The 18,468-nt window shown below is 36.7% G+C and carries 17 protein-coding genes; 12 read left to right on the forward strand and 5 right to left on the reverse strand.

What is annotated here, in order from left to right; translation table 11 throughout:
* Window positions 1–78 precede the first annotated feature (78 nt).
* The 5 genes from ACIQLB_RS06540 (at window position 79) to ACIQLB_RS06560 (ending at window position 4,636) form a co-directional block, all read left to right on the forward strand.
* Window positions 79–1,053 (forward strand): N-acetylglucosamine kinase, encoded by a 975-nt coding sequence (locus tag ACIQLB_RS06540; protein ID WP_400722612.1) that lies wholly within the window; start codon window positions 79–81, stop codon window positions 1,051–1,053.
* 381 nt (window positions 1,054–1,434) lie between these two features.
* Window positions 1,435–2,196 carry a tRNA threonylcarbamoyladenosine dehydratase gene (locus tag ACIQLB_RS06545; protein WP_400722615.1) on the forward strand — a complete coding sequence of 254 codons (762 nt, stop codon included), beginning with the start codon at window positions 1,435–1,437 and terminating at the stop codon, window positions 2,194–2,196.
* A 296-nt stretch (window positions 2,197–2,492) separates the two neighbouring features.
* A complete protein-coding gene (locus ACIQLB_RS06550) occupies window positions 2,493–2,882 on the forward strand; it encodes a hypothetical protein (protein WP_400722618.1) in 390 nt (129 codons plus the stop codon).
* Window positions 2,883–3,054: 172 nt separating this feature from the next.
* Window positions 3,055–3,615: a hypothetical protein gene (locus ACIQLB_RS06555; RefSeq protein WP_400722621.1), complete on the forward strand. Its 561-nt coding sequence runs from the start codon at window positions 3,055–3,057 to the stop codon at window positions 3,613–3,615.
* Window positions 3,616–4,054: 439 nt separating this feature from the next.
* Window positions 4,055–4,636 carry a hypothetical protein gene (locus tag ACIQLB_RS06560; RefSeq protein WP_400722624.1) on the forward strand — a complete coding sequence of 194 codons (582 nt, stop codon included), beginning with the start codon at window positions 4,055–4,057 and terminating at the stop codon, window positions 4,634–4,636.
* Between the two features lie 216 nt (window positions 4,637–4,852).
* Here the strand turns inward: ACIQLB_RS06560 and ACIQLB_RS06565 are convergent, their stop codons facing one another.
* Window positions 4,853–6,142 carry a replication-associated recombination protein A gene (locus ACIQLB_RS06565; RefSeq protein WP_400722627.1) on the reverse strand — a complete coding sequence of 430 codons (1,290 nt, stop codon included), beginning with the start codon at window positions 6,140–6,142 and terminating at the stop codon, window positions 4,853–4,855.
* Window positions 6,143–6,344: 202 nt separating this feature from the next.
* Here ACIQLB_RS06565 and cymR point away from each other — a divergent pair, with 202 nt between their 5' ends.
* From cymR to ACIQLB_RS06585, 4 genes are all read left to right on the forward strand, one after another.
* Window positions 6,345–6,764 (forward strand): cysteine metabolism transcriptional regulator CymR, encoded by a 420-nt coding sequence (gene cymR, locus ACIQLB_RS06570; RefSeq protein WP_053484768.1) that lies wholly within the window; start codon window positions 6,345–6,347, stop codon window positions 6,762–6,764.
* A gap of 79 nt (window positions 6,765–6,843) precedes the next feature.
* Window positions 6,844–7,992: a cysteine desulfurase family protein gene (locus tag ACIQLB_RS06575; RefSeq protein ID WP_400722632.1), complete on the forward strand. Its 1,149-nt coding sequence runs from the start codon at window positions 6,844–6,846 to the stop codon at window positions 7,990–7,992.
* A 46-nt stretch (window positions 7,993–8,038) separates the two neighbouring features.
* Window positions 8,039–9,163: a tRNA 2-thiouridine(34) synthase MnmA gene (mnmA, locus tag ACIQLB_RS06580; RefSeq protein ID WP_400722635.1), complete on the forward strand. Its 1,125-nt coding sequence runs from the start codon at window positions 8,039–8,041 to the stop codon at window positions 9,161–9,163.
* 84 nt (window positions 9,164–9,247) lie between these two features.
* A complete protein-coding gene (locus ACIQLB_RS06585) occupies window positions 9,248–9,907 on the forward strand; it encodes a tetratricopeptide repeat protein (protein WP_400722638.1) in 660 nt (219 codons plus the stop codon).
* 60 nt (window positions 9,908–9,967) lie between these two features.
* On the opposite strand, the gene ACIQLB_RS06590 is transcribed toward ACIQLB_RS06585, so the two are convergent.
* The 3 genes from ACIQLB_RS06590 to hisA form a co-directional block, all read right to left on the reverse strand.
* Entirely contained in the window at window positions 9,968–10,708 is a 741-nt protein-coding gene (locus tag ACIQLB_RS06590) for a GTP pyrophosphokinase (protein ID WP_400722641.1), read from the reverse strand.
* A 169-nt stretch (window positions 10,709–10,877) separates the two neighbouring features.
* On the reverse strand, window positions 10,878–11,165 hold the full coding sequence (locus ACIQLB_RS06595; RefSeq protein WP_400722644.1) for a hypothetical protein: 288 nt from the start codon (window positions 11,163–11,165) through the stop codon (window positions 10,878–10,880).
* Complete coding sequence (hisA, locus tag ACIQLB_RS06600) at window positions 11,162–11,929, reverse strand: phosphoribosylformimino-5-aminoimidazole carboxamide ribotide isomerase (RefSeq protein WP_400722647.1); 768 nt, start codon at window positions 11,927–11,929, stop codon at window positions 11,162–11,164. The genes ACIQLB_RS06595 and hisA overlap by 4 nt, the downstream gene beginning before the upstream one ends.
* Window positions 11,930–12,118: 189 nt before the next feature.
* Here hisA and recD2 point away from each other — a divergent pair, with 189 nt between their 5' ends.
* Both recD2 and ACIQLB_RS06610 read left to right on the forward strand, forming a co-directional pair.
* Window positions 12,119–14,551 carry an SF1B family DNA helicase RecD2 gene (recD2, locus tag ACIQLB_RS06605; RefSeq protein WP_400722650.1) on the forward strand — a complete coding sequence of 811 codons (2,433 nt, stop codon included), beginning with the start codon at window positions 12,119–12,121 and terminating at the stop codon, window positions 14,549–14,551.
* Window positions 14,552–14,745: 194 nt separating this feature from the next.
* Window positions 14,746–16,428, forward strand: a complete 1,683-nt coding sequence (locus ACIQLB_RS06610; RefSeq protein WP_400723093.1) for a polysaccharide deacetylase family protein — start codon at window positions 14,746–14,748, stop codon at window positions 16,426–16,428.
* Window positions 16,429–16,483: 55 nt separating this feature from the next.
* Here the strand turns inward: ACIQLB_RS06610 and ACIQLB_RS06615 are convergent, their stop codons facing one another.
* Window positions 16,484–16,672, reverse strand: a complete 189-nt coding sequence (locus ACIQLB_RS06615; RefSeq protein WP_400722654.1) for a hypothetical protein — start codon at window positions 16,670–16,672, stop codon at window positions 16,484–16,486.
* 342 nt (window positions 16,673–17,014) lie between these two features.
* Between ACIQLB_RS06615 and hpaB the strand changes: the two genes are divergently transcribed.
* Window positions 17,015–18,451, forward strand: coding sequence for a 4-hydroxyphenylacetate 3-monooxygenase, oxygenase component (gene hpaB, locus ACIQLB_RS06620; RefSeq protein ID WP_400722657.1), 1,437 nt, complete (start codon window positions 17,015–17,017; stop codon window positions 18,449–18,451).
* The last annotated feature ends 17 nt before the right edge of the window (window positions 18,452–18,468 follow it).

An 18,468-nucleotide genomic window follows, 5' to 3' on the forward strand; every position in this document is an offset into this window, starting at 1 on the left:
TGTTTTATGTAGCGAAAGCGAAGCGACAGCTACAATTAAGCTAAGGAGAAATTAACCAAGAAGAAAGGAGAGAAGATTATGTATGTATTAGCGATTGACGGTGGTGGAACGAAAACATCAGCAGTGATTTGTGATGAGCTGGGCAATATTTATGCCAAAGTCGTAACGGCTCGGAGTAATCCAACAGCAATGGGTGTTCAATATTTTAAGTCAACGATTCATGATATACTACAAAATTTACAGCAACAGAATCCGCAAGTATTTGCTGCCATAGATAGTTGTTTTGCTGGCATGGCTGGGGTCAAGGAGCTACAGGCAGAGGAAGTTGTAGAAACAATAGTGCGTCAATACGTTCATAAAACAGCACATATTTTTGTTGATAATGATGCTCTAATTGCACTGTATGCAGGCACACTTGGGCAGGAGGGTATTGTGCAAATTGCAGGGACAGGCGCTATCACAATGGGCTACGATCGAGAGCAACATTTTCATAGAGTAGGGGGCTGGGGTTATCTTTTTGATGATGAGGGCAGTGGCTATGATTTAGGGGTTCAAGTACTGAAGGCTATTTTTCAAAGTTATGATGGACGAGGAGACCCAACAGCTTTGACAGATGTTGTATTGCGTTATTTTTCAATGGAAAATGTACCGCAATTAGTTGAGTGTATATATGGAGAGGAGCATCCTCGGACAGTGATTGCACCGTTAAGTAAATATGTTTTTAACGTGGCAGAAAAAGGAGATCGTGTTGCTATTCAGATCATTGAGGATGCATGTAAGAAATATTATGTGGCGATTAAAGCATGTTACTCTCATATGACTTGGGAGGAAGGGAAAGTACCTGTTGTATTAGTGGGTGGCGTTTATAATAATGAAGCATATTTTTTATCGAAATTACAGCAATTCTCACAAGCTGACGAGATACCATTGCAATTTATGGTACCAAACTTACAACCAATCGGAGGGGCAGCAATTGCAGCTTTCAAGCAAATAAACGTTCAGCTCGGCTCAGATTTTGCGAAATCTTTCTCCAAAAATTATGAACAGGAATGAAAATGATAAGACTAAAGGCAGTTGGATTACGATTTATTCAATTGCCTTAAATTTTCTACTTCAAGCTGTGAACATATAGATTTTTATAGGCTCCATTCAAACTTTACATACTTAATAAAGTGTTTGATTAGGAATACTTATTTTTTTTAGTTATAATTTTTACTTGATGAATATCGTGATAAAATGTAAGATAGGTTTGATTTTATCTTAGTATATAACTAGGTTTACTAATAAAGTAATCAGTGTGGGCTTTATCCACCGCAAATCACAAATCGGGCTTTAACGGGCAGTGTATCACCCACCTAACGCTTCGCTGACGGTAAAAGATAAATTACTGCCCGTTAAAGCGGGATCAAAATTCAATAGACGGAGAGTGTAAGGATGTTACATCAATTTTCACGTAATGAGCTCGCAATAGGAACAGAGGGACTCGAAAAATTAAAAAATACAACGGTAGCCATTCTTGGTGTAGGGGGTGTAGGTTCATTTGCTGCTGAGGCATGTGCACGTAGTGGTATTGGCCGCATTATTTTGGTAGATAAGGATAATGTAGATATTACGAATGTTAATCGTCAATTAGTTGCCTATCTTTCAACGGTCGGAAAATCTAAGTCAGGTGTTATGAAAGAGCGTATTGCTGATATTAACCCAGAATGTGAAGTAATTGATATGCACATGTTTTACACAGAGGAAACATATGAGGAATTTTTTGCCCAAGGCATAGATTATGTCATTGATGCAAGTGATACAGTGATGTATAAAATTCATATAATGAAGGAATGTCTAAAGCGTAATATTCCAATGATATCTAGTATGGGTGCAGCCAATAAAATGGATCCAACTCGTTTCAAAATTGCGGATATTTCTAAAACGCATACGGACCCATTGGCTAAAATAATTCGTACAAAATTACGTAAGGATGGTATTCATAAAGGAGTAACGGTTGTGTTCTCAGATGAGAGTCCCATTGTAGTTCGTCCAGATGTTGTGGAGCATGTCGGAAAACCAGATGCAGATATCCGTAAAGCTAAAATGCCTCCATCTTCTAATGCCTTCGTTCCTTCAGTGGCGGGTTTAATTGCAGCAAGCTGGGTAGTGAATACAATCTTAAAAGATGTAAAAATTACACGTGTACAAGGTTAAAAAACATTGAAAAATCTGTTATGTCGATAAATTCAGAATTTTAACCGATAAATTAATAATATTTATCGATAAACTCAAATAATTTCTCGATAAAAATAAGAAACTGATAATGAACCATTTTATGGAAGCGGCTGTCTCGATGTTAGACAGCTGCTTTTTCTATGCTACAATAGGAGCGTTGTAAAAAAGAGGTCTACGATATTTGCTAGGGTATCTATACAATTTAAGATGTTTGGGCAGCTTTACATTATGACTCCTCCAACATTTGCTGTAGAACCTATAATAGGAGGCGTTTTATGATGGAGAAAATCTATCAAATGGAATATAGGGGCTTAAATCTATTCGATGAAATTAGCACAGTAGAATTAGCTATCGATGAAGAAGGGCAAACAATACACATTTTTGATGTTGGCCAGGTTGTTAGCCCTATTTTTAATTTTGATGTTTCGGCTTATGAGCTATCAGATGGTTTTTACAAAATGGCGGATATACTTCGACATAAACATATATTGACAAATCAACAGCCAGATAGTGAACTAACGCTTAGTGGGTGGTTAATTACAAACACTGCCTATTTTTATATGCCACAAAAAAGAATAAAAAAATATGCACAAGGAAGTATTATCGAAATTATTGATCGAACGAAAGAGCAATCTTTATTTGATGATTATGTACAAAGAATATAATTTTACCAAAATTGTTCGCCTTACGTGTTCAAAAATGCTATTAATTCACTAAATTGCCTTATTTTTTTCATGTGCCCACTTCTTTATTTGGTTTATTGCTATAATTTTAATAATTCCAATAGATAATAAATCAGTTTGTTTGGAATGTGCAGGACTGCTTAGGGGAGTAGGAATGACGTTTAGAAAACAAATGACAACATCGGAGAGTGGTAAAATGGAAATTCAAGTAATTCGTGATCATTTAGACATTGTAAAACTTCAAGAGAAAATGAATGATATTGTATTTGACTATTTGGATACATCTAATAATTATCCAAAGGCAATGAAAGGACTAAATCCTTTATATATACAAGCTACAACATTTTATAAAGAATATCTAAACAATAGAGCGGGTGAATTACCAAATGCCAATACATATTGGCATTTGTTTATAGATTGTTGTGCAAAGCTGTGCTACTTTTTAGCGGCATCAACTTATTATTCAACCAATGAGTTACAAAAAACACCTGAAAAAGTTGAGCAATTATTAACAGTTGCTGCCTATTCTTTACCTAGCATTGACCAAGAAGAGAATGAACAATTATTATCAGCAATTTTTGCACTTTATAGTGAAGTCGTAGGGGATGAAGAGAAAACAGTATCACTACGAAATGCAGTACTTGAACAAAAAGGTGCAGTCAAACACTGCCTGCAACAATTTAAAGTATTTGTAGATAATGAAATTACAAAATGATTGATCTTCACTTTTATAAAATAGAATAACAATTTTAGAATCTGCTTACTTTTTGCGGCTGATCCACCAATTCTTACAGCACTTTTTGTGATGGGAATTGGGTTTCCAGTTCTTAAAGTTTTGCAGATTTTTTTGTTAATGTTAAGAGATTATTGAGAGAAACTGTTATAGTAGTGTTAAAATTTTGTTGTACGGAAATAAAAAAAGGACTTTTTTCTTAAAAGGGATTTATAAATTTTTGTCGAAATATAGTAAAAAAATTGAAAATCTGTGTGTAAGGTTTATGCCTCATCATCATTTGTTAAAACGTAAGTCCATGGATTGGAGTATCAATCGTAAACGGAAATCACTCTACGTTATGGTGATGATTAAGGTTTATTCCATACTGTAAGTTATAGGAAGGAGGGTATGCAATGTTATAAACGGTATCGAAATCGATTTGTCAAAATTAGAAAAACCACTCTTATTAGTAAGTGAGGATGAGGAACTTTTATTTCAGCAGCTTATACAACCAACACTTGAACATGAGCTTATCCAATGTCAAATAGCTCTCTCGACAAGAAAATTCATCTCATTAGTAAAGGGTTTTTGGTTGGCTATGTATAAAGATCGAGAAAAATTATATATCAACAGTGGACATGCGCTCCTGTATCCAATTCGTTTAATCATATTCGAACTGGTGACACAAGCGGAATACTTTAAACGTTTGTCGAAAAAAACTTTCGGAGATGAATGTCTGTCCCTTATTTATGCCATTGTCCTATTACAATTTGTCTTGCAGTGGATAAAGGAACGGTTTAGTGATAACAAGGAAGTTCATGAGGCATTAAAATTATTATATAGAACTACAGATGATAATGTAGATGATCAAACCTCTCCGTCAAGAGAGCAATCAATTGGTCAAGCAATTGCTGTAAAAGCAATTCGTTTGAAGTACGTGAGAACTCCCAGGAATTTGCTAGTCTGCTCTATCAAACCTACAATTTTCTTCATCATTTACATGATATCGAAAAAGAAATAGAGCAGAAAGAAACGACAAACTTACCGTCGATGAGAAATGTGGAAGATACATTGAATCGATTTTATAATAGCCGCTATTCAACAAATAAGACAACCTTTACTGGGTGATTGCTTAGCGGTCAGTCCTGTTTTTAGTAACAAGATAAAAGAAAATAAGGCGCTTCTTGTTAAAATAGAAGTGCCCTATTTACGAAAAAACATAAGTCAAGTAACGATATTACTTTTCATCCTTATGAAAAGATTTAAGCTTTTCGTAGATTCCTGCCATTCGTTTTTCTTCACCCGCAATAACAGGTTTATAAAATTCGGTGCCCACAAGCTCATCGGGTAAATATTGCTGGTCGACCCAGCCACCGAATGTTCCAATAGGGCTGTTATGGGGATATTGATAACCTACATGACCTAAATCTTTTGCCCCTTCATAATGAGCATCGCGTAGATGATGTGGAATATCGCCTGTTTTTCCTTCATGAATGCTAGCAATGGCGGCATCGATAGCTATAATTGCAGAATTGGATTTGGATGCAAGGCACATTTCAATAACAGCACTTGCAAGCGGAATACGCGCTTCGGGTAGCCCTAAACGCTCAGCCGCTTGTACAGCCGCAAGCATATGAGGTCCTACATCAGGATTGGCAAGGCCTATATCTTCATAAGCCATAACAAGTAAACGTCGACTAACCGCTACTAAATCACCGGATTCCAATAAATGAGCTAAATAATACAATGCTGCATTCGTATCACTTCCACGAACTGATTTTTGTAATGCAGATAGCAAATTATAAAAATGAGATCCTTTTTTATCACCATAAACGCCAATTCTGCCGATAAGGTGCTCAATGACATGATCAGCAGCAATTGTTTGACCGTCTACCTCATCACTTGCATAATAAATCGATTCAAGCAAAGTTAATGCCTTCCGTGCGTCACCATTAGCTGCTTCAGCAATTTGCTCAATTTGATGATCTGTTAATACAAAATGATGTTTACCTAGCCCGCGTTTTTCATCAGAAAGTGCTTTTTTTATAAGTTCGAATATGTTTTCTTTCGTTAAACGTTTTAGTTGATATATTTCTCCGCAACGTGAGCGGATAGCGGGATTAACATCATGGTACGGATTTTCCGTCGTAGCTCCAATTAACACGATTGAACCGTTTTCAACATGTGGTAACAAAGCATCTTGCTGTAATTTATTAAAACGATGAATTTCATCTAAAAAAAGAAGGACTTTCCCAGATATTCGAGCTTCCTGTACAATATCCTCAACGTCCTTTTTACCAGCGCGAGTAGCATTCAGTGCGAAAAAGGGAAGCTTCGAGCTTCCTGCTATGGCATTCGCAATTGACGTTTTACCGATGCCTGGCTCACCGTATAGTAGCATGGATGGAACATGCTCATTTTGAATCATTTTATAAAGAGCGGTGTTTGGACCGATAAAATCTTGGTGTCCTACAATCTCTTCAAGGGTTAAAGGACGCATGCGATAAGCGAGTGGTTCGTTATGCATTAAAAATTCCCCCTTTCAACTGTTTTTCAATTAATATGTTTTTTTGTGCTTAGAATGAAGCGTTAATAGTATTTTGACTAACTATACTAAGGCGCAATTAATAGTATATCATAACCTCCCGAGAGTATTTCCGAGTTCTTCGAGAGGAGATTATGATATACTGATGGTAGTATTTTTGACTAGACTAATTGAGGGTGATAAAATGAAAATTTCTACAAAGGGCCGTTATGGGCTAACGATTATGATTGAATTAGCAAAGCATTATGGAGAAGGACCTATTCCACTACGCAAAATCGCTGCTGAAAAGGAGCTTTCTGAGGCATACTTAGAGCAGTTGGTTTCACCATTACGTAATTCTGGCTTAGTGAAAAGTGTACGTGGTGCATATGGTGGGTATATGCTAGCAAATCCACCAAGTGAAATTTCGGCAGCTAATGTTATTAGTGTGTTAGAGGGTCCAATTCAACCAGTAGAAGGTATTGAAAATGAAGAAGCACCTCAGCGAGAGTTATGGCTCCGCATTCGTGATGCTGTGAAAAATGTGTTAGATACAACGACAATTGAGGATCTAGCACAATATACTGAAGAAAATGTAGCGGAAGGCTATATGTTCTATATTTAAAATTAGGCTAAAGCACAGCTCCCTAACCTGAGGCAGGGAACCAGATCTTTGGCGCTTTTCGTACAAAGGAGTTTTCAACATGAATTCATATATTTATCTCGATCATGCAGCGTCTTCACCAATGAATGACAAAGTAATAAACGCTCTGACTACAGCAATGCAACTGGTTTATGGTAATGCATCAAGTATTCATGGGATAGGTCGAGAGGCGCGCAAATATTTAGACGATGCACGTGAAATACTTGCCCGATCAATTGGTGCTCAACCTGGGGAAATTATTATAACAAGTGGCGGAACAGAGGCGGATAATACGGCTATTTTTGGCACTGTTTATGCAAGGGCTGCTGAAGGGAAGCATATCATTACCACACAAATTGAACATCATGCTGTGTTACATACTTGTGAAAAGCTTGAGCGAGATGGCTTTGATGTGACATATTTGCCGGTTGATGAAAAAGGACGTGTTTCTGTAGAAGACGTGCGAAATGCATTACGTGAGGATACAATTTTAGTCACGATTATGTACGGCAATAATGAAGTTGGTACGATTCAACCGATTGCTGAAATTGGTGACTTGTTACGTGAACATAAGGCTATTTTCCATACAGATGCTGTTCAGGCATATGGTTTAGAGTCAATTAATGTTGCTGATTTACAGGTTGATATGCTAAGTGTTTCCGCACATAAAATTAATGGTCCTAAAGGTATTGGTTTCCTTTACCAAAAAGCAGGAACACCATTTACTAGTTATGCATTAGGGGGAGCACATGAGAAAAAACGTCGTGCAGGTACTGAAAATGTGCCAGCAGTGATTGGCTTTGCTACTGCAGTGCAAATTGCAAATGAGTTGCGAGAAGAGAAGCGCGCATTATACAATCGCTTTAAGCAAATGATGCTGGATGTTTTCACGAAGGAAAATCTAGCATTTCATGTGAATGGAGATATAGAAAATACGCTCCCACACGTTTTAAATGTAAGTTTTTCTGGTATGGAAGTAGAGTCATTCCTAGTAAATCTTGATATGGCAGGTATTTGCGTATCGAGTGGTTCTGCGTGCACTGCTGGCGCCATTGATCCATCACACGTTTTAGTTGCGATGTTTGGACAAGGGGTAGAGGAATTACGTAACTCGATCCGCTTTAGCTTCGGTCAAGGTTTAACAGAAGTTGATGTACAACATGCGGCAGAAAAAACAGCAGCGATTGTGAAAAGACTAGCGAAAAAATAATTCGCTGTACATTTAATGGAATTAGAAAAAAGAAAAGGTGACCAAAATGAAAGAAACACGTGACCCCTCACAAATTCGTGTTGTTGTCGGCATGTCGGGTGGGGTAGATTCTTCGGTTGCTGCATATTTACTAAAACAACAAGGATATGAAGTAATCGGGATATTTATGAAAAACTGGGATGATACAGACGAAAATGGCGTTTGTACAGCTACAGAAGACTATGATGATGTTATTAAAGTATGTAATCAAATCGGGATTCCGTACTATGCAGTGAATTTTGAAAAGCAATATTGGGATAAGGTTTTCACATACTTTTTAGAAGAGTATAAAGCAGGACGCACGCCAAATCCAGATGTTATGTGTAATAAGGAAATTAAATTTAAAGCGTTTTTAGAGCATGCGATGGATCTTGGAGCTGATTATTTAGCGACAGGTCACTATGCTCGAGTGGATCGTAGTGGCGATGGCGAAGTTAAAATGCTTCGTGGCATTGACAATAATAAAGATCAAACGTATTTCTTAAATCAATTATCGCAGGAACAATTGTCGCATGTAATGTTTCCAATTGGACATATTGAGAAAAAGGAAGTCCGTAAAATTGCGGAGGAAGCTGGTTTAGCTACAGCGAAGAAAAAGGATTCAACAGGAATTTGCTTTATTGGAGAGCGTAATTTCAAAGAATTTTTAAGTCAATTTTTACCAGCTCAACCTGGTAAAATGAAGACTATGGAAGGTGCCGTAATGGGCCAGCATGACGGATTAATGTACTATACACTTGGTCAACGTCATGGTCTTGGAATAGGTGGTGACGGTGAGCCTTGGTTCGTGTTAGGGAAAGATTTAGAGCGCAATGTGTTACTAGTTGGACAAGGTTTCAATAATGATTCACTATATTCTACTGCACTGACTGCTGTGAAAATGAACTATACTTCGACAAAAAAATTGCCCGGGAAATTTTCATGCACAGCAAAATTCCGTTATCGTCAAACAGATACACCGGTAGAAGTGGAAATTTTAGCGGATGGACGTACACTTATTACGTTTGCTGAACCAGTACGTGCGATTACACCTGGACAAGCTGTTGTACTATATGACGGCGAAGAATGTTTAGGTGGCGGTACAATTGACGAAGTCTTTAAAAATAATGAAAAACTAACATATGTAGGTTAATTAGCGAAAAGACTGCTTATACTACTTTTTCTGAAGTGTATAGAATTAAAGCAGTCTTTCGCTACATAGAGGTGAAGAAAAACAATGGATTTTAACGAGCAAGGCATTCAAGCGTTTCAAGAAAAGCGCTACGAGGATGCTGCACAACTTTTTACACAAGCGATTGAAGAAGAGCCTAAAAACCCAATAGGTTATGTAAATTTCGGAAATCTCTTAGCAGTCTTAGAGGATACTGAACGAGCAGAACGCTTTTTTCAAAAAGCAATCACTGTCGATGAAACAGCAGCAACTGCTTATTATGGTTTAGCAAATTTATATTATAATGCGGAACGATATGCGGAAGCGGTAAAGCTTTATGAGCAAGCACTGAAACATAAAATTGAAGGCGCAGATGTGTATTATATGATGGGCAAATGCTTTGAGCGAATGGAAAATTCGAAGCTTGCACTGCCATACTTACAACGAGCTTCAGAGCTTGCGCCAGAAGATACACAAATTCGTCTAGCATATGCGATCGTGCTATGTGCGCTAGAAATGTTTGAAGAAGGCAAAAAGGAATTAGACTATTTAATCGAACAGGATTGGAATAACGCAGATGCGCATTATAATTTAGGTGTACTATATGCGGTATCTACTGAGCAAACAGAAGATGCTATGTACCACTTAAAACAAGCATTTACATTACAGCCAGAATACGACCAAGCACGTTATCTTTACGATATGATTGCACAGCGATTTAACTAAAATAACTTATAGTAGAGAAAGGATGCCAGAATTACTTCGGCATCCTTTTATATCGTGAGTTTAGTCTTGATCATCCTCAGAAGAATAACCAAGTGGTAGTTGAGATAGATATTGTGCTAAATAAGCAATAGGCATTGCATCTAATGACGTCTCTTCTTCATCCGCTTTTAGAATATTTATTTCTTCATTAAGTCGTTCCATTTTTCGATCCAGTTCAGCTACTTGAATGGCAGCCTCCTTCAATTCAAAACGGATATGTTCAGGTACTTCCTTGTTGTATTTGTAATAGATTTTATGTTCAAGGCTGGCCCAGAAGTCCATTGCAATTGTACGGATTTGAATTTCTGTATAAACACTTTCCACACGATCGGACATAAAAATTGGGATTTTTATAATAAGATGCAAGCTTTGATAGCCATTCTCCTTTGGGGATTTAATATAATCCTTTACATCCACAACTTCAATATCATTTTGCGCCTGTAGCATGGCACTTACTTTATAAATATCCTCTACAAAGGAGCATGTAATTCGCACACCCGCAATATCACGAATGTTTTCACGAATCACTTCGACAGATTTCTCAAGGTTCTTTTTCTGGATCTTCGATAATATACTTTTTGGTGATTTTACTCGAGTTGAAATATGCTCTATCGGGTTATATTCATGAATTAACTTAAACTCTTCTTGTAAAATATTTATTTTCGTTTCAATTTCTTGCAAGGCAAATCTATAGGCTAAAAAGAAACGTGTTATTTCTGATTGTAGGCTTTTTAAAGTGATTGCTTCGAGTTCATTTTTCATTCTTCATAAAATCCTTTCTTTTCGCAAATAACATTAATCAAATTCTCTTATTGTAATCTCATTAAATAATAGCTTAACAAAAATAGCTACTAAATAGAAATATGTGCTCTAAATTAGGTATAGTATTCTTGTTTCAAATAAAAAAAGGGGATTTTAGTCCCCTTAGTTATTAAGCGATAATTTCAGCATTTAAGTTGTATCGTTTATTAAATTCATCAATGAATATTTGTAAATCGATATAAATACCAATATAAGGCTCTGTTTCTTGATCACGTAAGAAGCCGCATGTTGCCTTTAAAGATTTTGAAAACTCAAGGAGCATTTGTTCATCATCTAGCTGTATATGTAACGAAAGAGAATGATCCTTCGTATTTATCTTAAAATATTTACCATCTATAATGCGTTCTAAATTTGTTTCTTGAAAAGGGAAAACATAATCCTTATATATTAACTTCACAATACCCCGCCTTTTTTGCAATAATGCACCACATCTGAATAAGGTAAATCTCCACCGAAAATTGAAAGAGCGCTACCAATTGTCACATGAAGTTTACCATTTGAGATATTTTTAAACTTCTTTAAGTCGTCTAAAGATCGAACTCCACCAGCATATGTTGTTGGAATCGTTGTCCAAGTGGCTAAATCTTGCACTAAGATTTCCTGCATACCGCCTTTCTTTCCTTCCACATCAACAGCGTGAATAAGTAGTTCATCACAGAAATTTTCGATAAATGCAATAGACTCAGCATTTACTTCAAAATCACTAAATTTTGTCCATTTATCAGTAACAACAAACCATTTTCCATCGCGCATACGGCAGCTTAAATCGATGACAAGATGCTGTTTACCGATAATCTGTACTAATTGCTTTAGTCGATCTAAATGGAGTTTGCCATCATAGAATATAAATGATGTGACAATAACATGGGTAGCTCCCGCATCAATATACTTTTTTGCATTTTTCGTGGTGATACCGCCACCAACCTGTAACCCTTGAGGATATGCTGCTAGTGCTGCTAATGCGGCATCTTCGTTTCCATCACCTAGCATAATGACGTGACCACCTGTTAATTGATCCGTGGCAAACATTTTTGCATAATAACTAGAGTCATGATTTGAAATAAAGTTCTCAATAACAACTTGATCTTTATGACCTAGTGTGCTACCAACGATTTGTTTTACTTTGCCATCGTGTAAATCGATGCAAGGTCTAAATTCCAATAGTTTCACAATCCTTCCGTGCAACAAATTCACCTATATCATAGCATGTAAAGGTTGATAATAACCGTGAAATGTTATTTATCCATACGATTTTAAAAGAATTTAGTGAATTCTCTTTTTAAACGATTTTACACATTATGGTGTGGTAAAATATAATGATTGAAATGAACACGAAAGGACGAACCGAAAATGGCAGAGAATCTTGATTTATTTAAACAAAATAAATTTTTTATACTCGGACGTCCAATCGTCTCTATCTTCCATAATGCACAAAATATGTATTCGATAGTTCGTGTGAAAATTCAAGAGACCAACTTACAGTATGAGGATAAAGAAATAATAGTTGTTGGATATTTTCCGCATTTACAGATGGATGAACAATATCGTTTTACAGGATTATTGAGACAACATCCAAAATATGGTGTACAATTTCAAGTAGAGACATTCACAAAGGAAGTGCCAGCAACAGAGCAAGGAATTATTCATTACTTATCGAGTGACTTGTTTGTTGGAATCGGAAAAAAAACTGCTGAAACAATCGTAGAGAAACTAGGGGCAAATGCGTTACGTCTTATTTTAGAGGACCCAAATGCGCTCGATGCTGTACCTCGACTATCTGCTGAAAAAAAAGAGGTTATCCATCGTACGATTGAACAAAATCTAGGCTTAGAACGAGTGATGATTCAACTGAATGAATGGGGTTTCGGACCACAGCTTGGCATGAAAATTTACCAAACATACCGAACTGAGGCCGTTGAATTATTAACTGAAAATCCATACCGCCTTATTGAAGATGTAGAGGGTGTTGGTTTCTTTCGTGCTGACGAGCTAGGTTCAAAATTAGGGATTACTGGCAATCATTCAGACCGTATTAAGGCGGCGATTTTACATACTCTAAATACAGCAGCTTTATCGGATGGGCATGTATATTTAGATGCGGAACATGTTTTACCACTAGTAAAAGATATGCTTGAGCAAAGCCAACGAGAGGAAATTCCTTTTGAGATCATTTCTAAAGCTTGTATCGAATTGCGTGAGGAAAGTAAAATTTGTGGGGAAGAAACGAGATTATATTTACCATCTCTATATTTCTCAGAAGTAGGAATTGCATCAAAAATATTAGCTTTAATCGAACGTAACAATAATGCTGAACATTTTAGTAAGGCTGAAGTACGCAAAGCGATTGGTGAAACAGAAGAGATGCTCAATGTCACATATGCTGAAACACAAGCGAATGCTATTGAACAAGCTTTAAACTCAGCTGTTATGATTTTAACTGGTGGCCCCGGTACAGGTAAAACAACTGTTGTTCGGGGTGTAGTAGAAGTTTATGCAAAGTTACACGGACTATCATTAAACCCGAAGGAATACGCACAAAAAGAAGAACCCTTTCCGATTATTTTATGTGCTCCAACAGGACGTGCTGCCAAGCGTTTATCGGAATCAACAGAACTTCCAGCAATGACAATCCATCGATTGCTAGGCTTTACTGGTCAGGAGAAAGAGGAAGAAACTGAGCGTGAGGTTACAGGAAAACTTATTATTGTAGACGAAATGTCGATGGTCGATACTTGGCTCGCGCATCAATTATTAAAATCCTTGCATGAGGATGTGCAAGTCGTATTTGTTGGCGATCAAGACCAGCTACCACCAGTAGGACCAGGACAGGTGTTAAAGGATTTGTTGGCTTCCGGGCAAATACCTACTGTCGAATTAACAGAGGTTTATCGACAAGCAGAGGGCTCAACGATTATTGAACTTGCTCATCAAATTAAACGTGGTAATATCACAAATGACCTAACATTAAAGACGTCTGACCGTTCATTTATTAAAGCCTCCTCAGATCAGGTAGCAAGCGTTGTCACACAGGTTGTGAAAAGTGCGGTTACGAAAGGTCAAGAAATTCGTAATATCCAAGTGTTAGCACCAATGTACAAAGGTCCAGCAGGAATAGACAATTTAAATAAAATGATTCAGGAACTTATTAATCCAAACGATACTGGCACTAGAAAAGAGCTCGTCTTTGGTGATGTCACATATCGCATAAAGGATAAAGTCTTGCAGCTTGTTAATCAACCAGAGAGCAATGTTTTTAATGGTGATATGGGTGAGGTAATCAGTATTATAAAGGCAAAGGAAACCATTGATAAACAAGATATACTTGTTGTGTCATTCGACGGTATTGAAGTAACTTATCAACGGAGTGACCTCAATCAATTGACACTTGCCTACTGTTGTTCCATTCATAAATCGCAAGGCTCTGAGTTCCAAACAGTTATAATGCCGGTTGTACGAGGCTATTCTAAAATGCTGCGTCGTAATTTGTTATATACAGGTATTACGCGTGCAAAAAATTTCTTGATTTTATGTGGTGAACCTGATGTGCTAGCAGATGGTTTACAGCGTACGGATGATTTACAGCGCTTTACGTCTCTACGTGCAAGGCTCAATCCAATGAATGTTGCAGAGGAAGTTGTAGAAGCAGAAAATGTTCTATTAAACGAAGATTTACAAAATGAAAAACAATCCTTTGATTTCAAGCTAACGATAGAAACAGAACCATATATCCATCCATTGATTGGAATGGATGGGGTCTCACCGTATGATTATTTAGATAAGTGAGTTAATTTCATAAATTTTAATCCCTTTAGTATCAAGGGTTCTGAAACAATAAAAACGGGACCTCCCCAATAAGCTCTTGTAAAATATGATTGATGAAATTAATTCAACCAATCAACTTTTATTGGTTGGAAAATCGTCTAATGATTGAAGGAAAAGATAATAAAAATTTTTATGAGGTGAATATAGTGAAACGCATGCTAGTATTGCTTCTGTTCATGATGCTATTACCTTTTGCAGAAAAAGCATATGCAAATAATACCGTCATCCAAGTGAATGAAGAAGCAACTGTCTTTGATAATCGTTCAGGCTCACTAGTTCAGGTGGGAACATTATCAGCAGGGCAAACTTTTGAAGTAACAAAAGATTATGGAGCCAATTGGTGGCAAATTCGTTGGGGTGGTTATGATGGTTATGTTGAAAAACGTTATACAAAGGTTGTTTCAGCAAAAAACTATAAAAATTCAGTCCCAGCTGTTGCTAAAATAAAGGACTATATTGTCCCAAAAAGCGTTGCACCGATTTACGATAATACTGGCAATAAACTTGTTCAATTTGCCACATTGTCAGAGGGAGTTCGCTTCCCTATATATAGCAGAATGGGTAGTTGGTATGGAATTGCTGTGAACGGACGCTTAGGGTATGTACATAGTAATCTTGTTGTGGAAGAAAAAGGTCAGAATACAACAAATACGAATACCACAAAGCCTGTTGAAAAACCAACTACAACTCCTCCTATTAAACAAAATGGCTATATAGAGGCGTTAGAAAACGTAATTCTTTATGATTTCCGCCGTGAAAAAGAAATGGCTATTGCTACGTTAATGAAAGGGCAACAGCTAGAGGTTGTAGAATCAATGGATCCAACATATGTTCAAGTTCGTTGGGGAAAATCATATATTTATGCAGAAAAATCAAAGGTGAAATTTTTAAATACTCCTTCATATAAAAATGTTGGTAAGGACAATACCATGAAAAATGAGTATTTCATCCCTATTTCTGCCAACAGTGAAATTTATGACAAAGCAACAAAAGCGTTACAGCCATTTGCTAAACTAGACTCAAATCGCCGTTATCCGATATTGCGGAAAGAAGGGGATTGGTACGTAACAGTACTTGGCGGCCGTGAAGGATATATCCATAGCTCTAAAGTAGCGATTGATCGTGGCGTTCCTGTAATGATGTATCATCATTTTCTAAAAGAGCATGAGCTTGGACGTTTCAAAAATGTAAGTACTACGATGACAGATGTTCAATTTGCAAAAGAAATGCAGTATTTAAAAAGTAAAAACTACGAAACCATTTCTGTAGACGAATTATTGCGTTTCATGCGTAATGAAATTACACTACCTGCCTACTCAATTGCTTTAACTTTTGATGATGGCCTATTGTCAACACGTGAATATGCGTATCCAGTACTTAAAAACAATGGCTTTAAAGCTACACAATTTTTAATTACGTACCGTAATGAAAATTCGAATGATGGGCAAATTTTTAATTATAATGATTTACAGGCACTTTCACGTCAGGACATGACAAATATGCAAGATGTTTTTGCGTATGGATCACACACTTACAATTTACACGACTTAGTAGGGAATAAAGGCAAAATGCTTCTAATCCCATACCATGAGGTTGTTCAGGATTTACAACGTAGCACAACAATTATTCCAAAGGCTAAAGCTTTTGCTTATCCGTTTGGACAATATAATGCCAACATCATTAATGCGGTAAAGGAAGCTGGATTCACAATGGCATTTTCAACGAAGCTTGGCTATAACAATCCGTACGATGATGTATATCAAATTAAACGCTTGTCCAGTAATCAACAAACAACATTTATACAATTCCAAAAAATGGTCCTGCCATATGCGCAGTAAAATACAAAACCCGATCAATTTGAATTGATCGGGTTTTGTTGTGTGAGTTATTTGATTAGTGGATGCCAACTAGGTGATGTTTAACTACTTCATATGCTTGGCAAACATTTTTAAATTGATTTTTTTCTTTGGCAATCATATCTGTAGCAATCGAAAATAAAAGATTCTCTTCATTATGATCCTCCATTTTATTCATTAAAGCAGCTTCCATTTCCGCCACGTATGAGATGATTTGTTTATTCATATATTCTCCTTTAATAAAAAGATGTTTTTGTTTTGTTTACGAAGCTATCTTACACCTGCATATATAAAAAATCTAGCAATTCTGTACTAGTCGAAGAGGACTTTTCTGTGAATGTGTCACAAAATTGAACTCGTAAAAAAAGTGCTGATTGAAACCGTTTTTATCTAAAGTAACTGAATAATCGTGTAATAAAGGCAGTTTTTTAACTGTATTAATAAAGTAGTACAGTTTCGGGTATTTTCGGATTTTCTATAATACAGATGGGTAAAGTGGAACCTAATATTAGGAAATTCCATATACTAAATAAGTATTAAAACATTTGGAACGTTTAGGGGTGACTGCATGCCAGTAATTACAGGAAAGCAATATATTGACCGTATTGACGCTTTAAAAACGTATATTTCGATTGATGGGAAAGTTGTCACAGGGAAGGTGTCGGAGCATCCAGCATTTAAGGGAGTAATGCAGAGTCAGGCGAGGCTTTTTGATTTACAAAATGAAAAGGCGTTGCTTGAGAAGATGACATATGTTTCACCAACGAGTAATAACCGTGTAGGTATGTCTTTTCTTCAAGCAGTGACAGTCGAAGATCTCGTGAAAAGACGTAATGCAATACGAGAGTGGGCATTATCTAATCATGGCCTTATGGGGAGAAGTCCGGATTACATGAATACGACATTAATGGCTCTGGCATCCGTAGCAGAATATTTGAAAGATAAGCCAAATTGTTTCCCGCAGCATTTATTAAAATTTTATGAGTATGCTCGAGAGAACGATTTGACTATGACACATACATTTATCGAGCCACAAGTAAACCGTCAAAAATTTTATTTTGAAGATGAAGATGTTACAATTGCTGCTAAAATTGTAGATAAAACGAGCGAGGGGTTAGTAATTAAAGGTGCGAGATTACTCGCGACACAGGGAGGAATTACAGATGAACTCCTTGTTATATCAACAAATGGTTTTGATAAAGGAAAAGGCTTTGCTTTCTCGATACCAAGTAATACAAAAGGTTTAAAGTTTTTATGTAGACAATCATTTGTCGGAGGGGAATCGGCTTTTGATTATCCATTAAGTAGTCGTTACGAGGAAATGGATGCAATCGTTGTATTTGATAATGTTGAAGTACCGTGGGAACGCGTCTTTTATTATGAGAATGTGGAAGTTGCTAATAACTTTTTGAACGTAAGTGGTTTTCAGACATATGGTTTACATCAAGTTCTTACACGTCAAATTGCCAAAACGGAATTTGTCTTAGGTGTTGTACAGTCAATTATAAATACGATAAATATCGGCGAATACCAACATGTGCAGCAAAAGGTTGTTGATATCATCGTGACATTAGAAACGATGAAGGCCTTACTGTTAAAGTCTGAAATAGAAGCAAAAAGAGATGAATTTGGTTTTATAAGACCTGATCTTCCAACAGTACAAGTAGCTATTCAGATGTTCCCTAAAGTATATCCGACCTTTACAGAAATTATCCAGTTACTTGGCGCAAGCGGATTAATGTCCATTCCAAGTGAAAAAGCATTTACAGCGGATGACGGTGATCTTGAGCATTATTTACAGTCTTTTCAGGATGGTGGAGAGGAGCGCGTCAAAAAATTCCGCTTAGCTTGGGATTTAACGATGAGTAGCTTCGGTACAAGACAGACACTGTATGAACGCTTTTTCTTTGGGGATCCAGTCCGTTTAGCCAGCGCACTTTATAATTCTTATAACAGGGAAGAATTAGTTAATCGGGTAGAAAACTTTTTGAAAAATAATAATTAGTTTTGAGGAAGTAACTG

The sequence above is a fragment of the Lysinibacillus sp. NPDC092081 genome (genome assembly GCF_044755845.1).
GTDB lineage: Bacteria > Bacillota > Bacilli > Bacillales_A > Planococcaceae > Lysinibacillus.

Bases quoted from the DNA above. Each gene is read 5' to 3' on its own strand.
- ACIQLB_RS06565 (WP_400722627.1), bottom strand. From the start codon at position 6,142: ATGCATAACGAACCACTCGCTTATCGCATGCGTCCTTTAACCCTTGAA.
- recD2 (WP_400722650.1), top strand. From the start codon at position 12,119: ATGGCAGAGAATCTTGATTTATTTAAACAAAATAAATTTTTTATACTC.
- ACIQLB_RS06550 (WP_400722618.1), top strand. From the start codon at position 2,493: ATGATGGAGAAAATCTATCAAATGGAATATAGGGGCTTAAATCTATTC.
- ACIQLB_RS06540 (WP_400722612.1), top strand. From the start codon at position 79: ATGTATGTATTAGCGATTGACGGTGGTGGAACGAAAACATCAGCAGTG.
- hpaB (WP_400722657.1), top strand. From the start codon at position 17,015: ATGCCAGTAATTACAGGAAAGCAATATATTGACCGTATTGACGCTTTA.
- ACIQLB_RS06590 (WP_400722641.1), bottom strand. From the start codon at position 10,708: ATGAAAAATGAACTCGAAGCAATCACTTTAAAAAGCCTACAATCAGAA.
- ACIQLB_RS06585 (WP_400722638.1), top strand. From the start codon at position 9,248: ATGGATTTTAACGAGCAAGGCATTCAAGCGTTTCAAGAAAAGCGCTAC.
- ACIQLB_RS06555 (WP_400722621.1), top strand. From the start codon at position 3,055: ATGACGTTTAGAAAACAAATGACAACATCGGAGAGTGGTAAAATGGAA.
- mnmA (WP_400722635.1), top strand. From the start codon at position 8,039: ATGAAAGAAACACGTGACCCCTCACAAATTCGTGTTGTTGTCGGCATG.
- cymR (WP_053484768.1), top strand. From the start codon at position 6,345: ATGAAAATTTCTACAAAGGGCCGTTATGGGCTAACGATTATGATTGAA.
- ACIQLB_RS06545 (WP_400722615.1), top strand. From the start codon at position 1,435: ATGTTACATCAATTTTCACGTAATGAGCTCGCAATAGGAACAGAGGGA.
- ACIQLB_RS06610 (WP_400723093.1), top strand. From the start codon at position 14,746: ATGCTAGTATTGCTTCTGTTCATGATGCTATTACCTTTTGCAGAAAAA.
- ACIQLB_RS06575 (WP_400722632.1), top strand. From the start codon at position 6,844: ATGAATTCATATATTTATCTCGATCATGCAGCGTCTTCACCAATGAAT.
- ACIQLB_RS06615 (WP_400722654.1), bottom strand. From the start codon at position 16,672: ATGAATAAACAAATCATCTCATACGTGGCGGAAATGGAAGCTGCTTTA.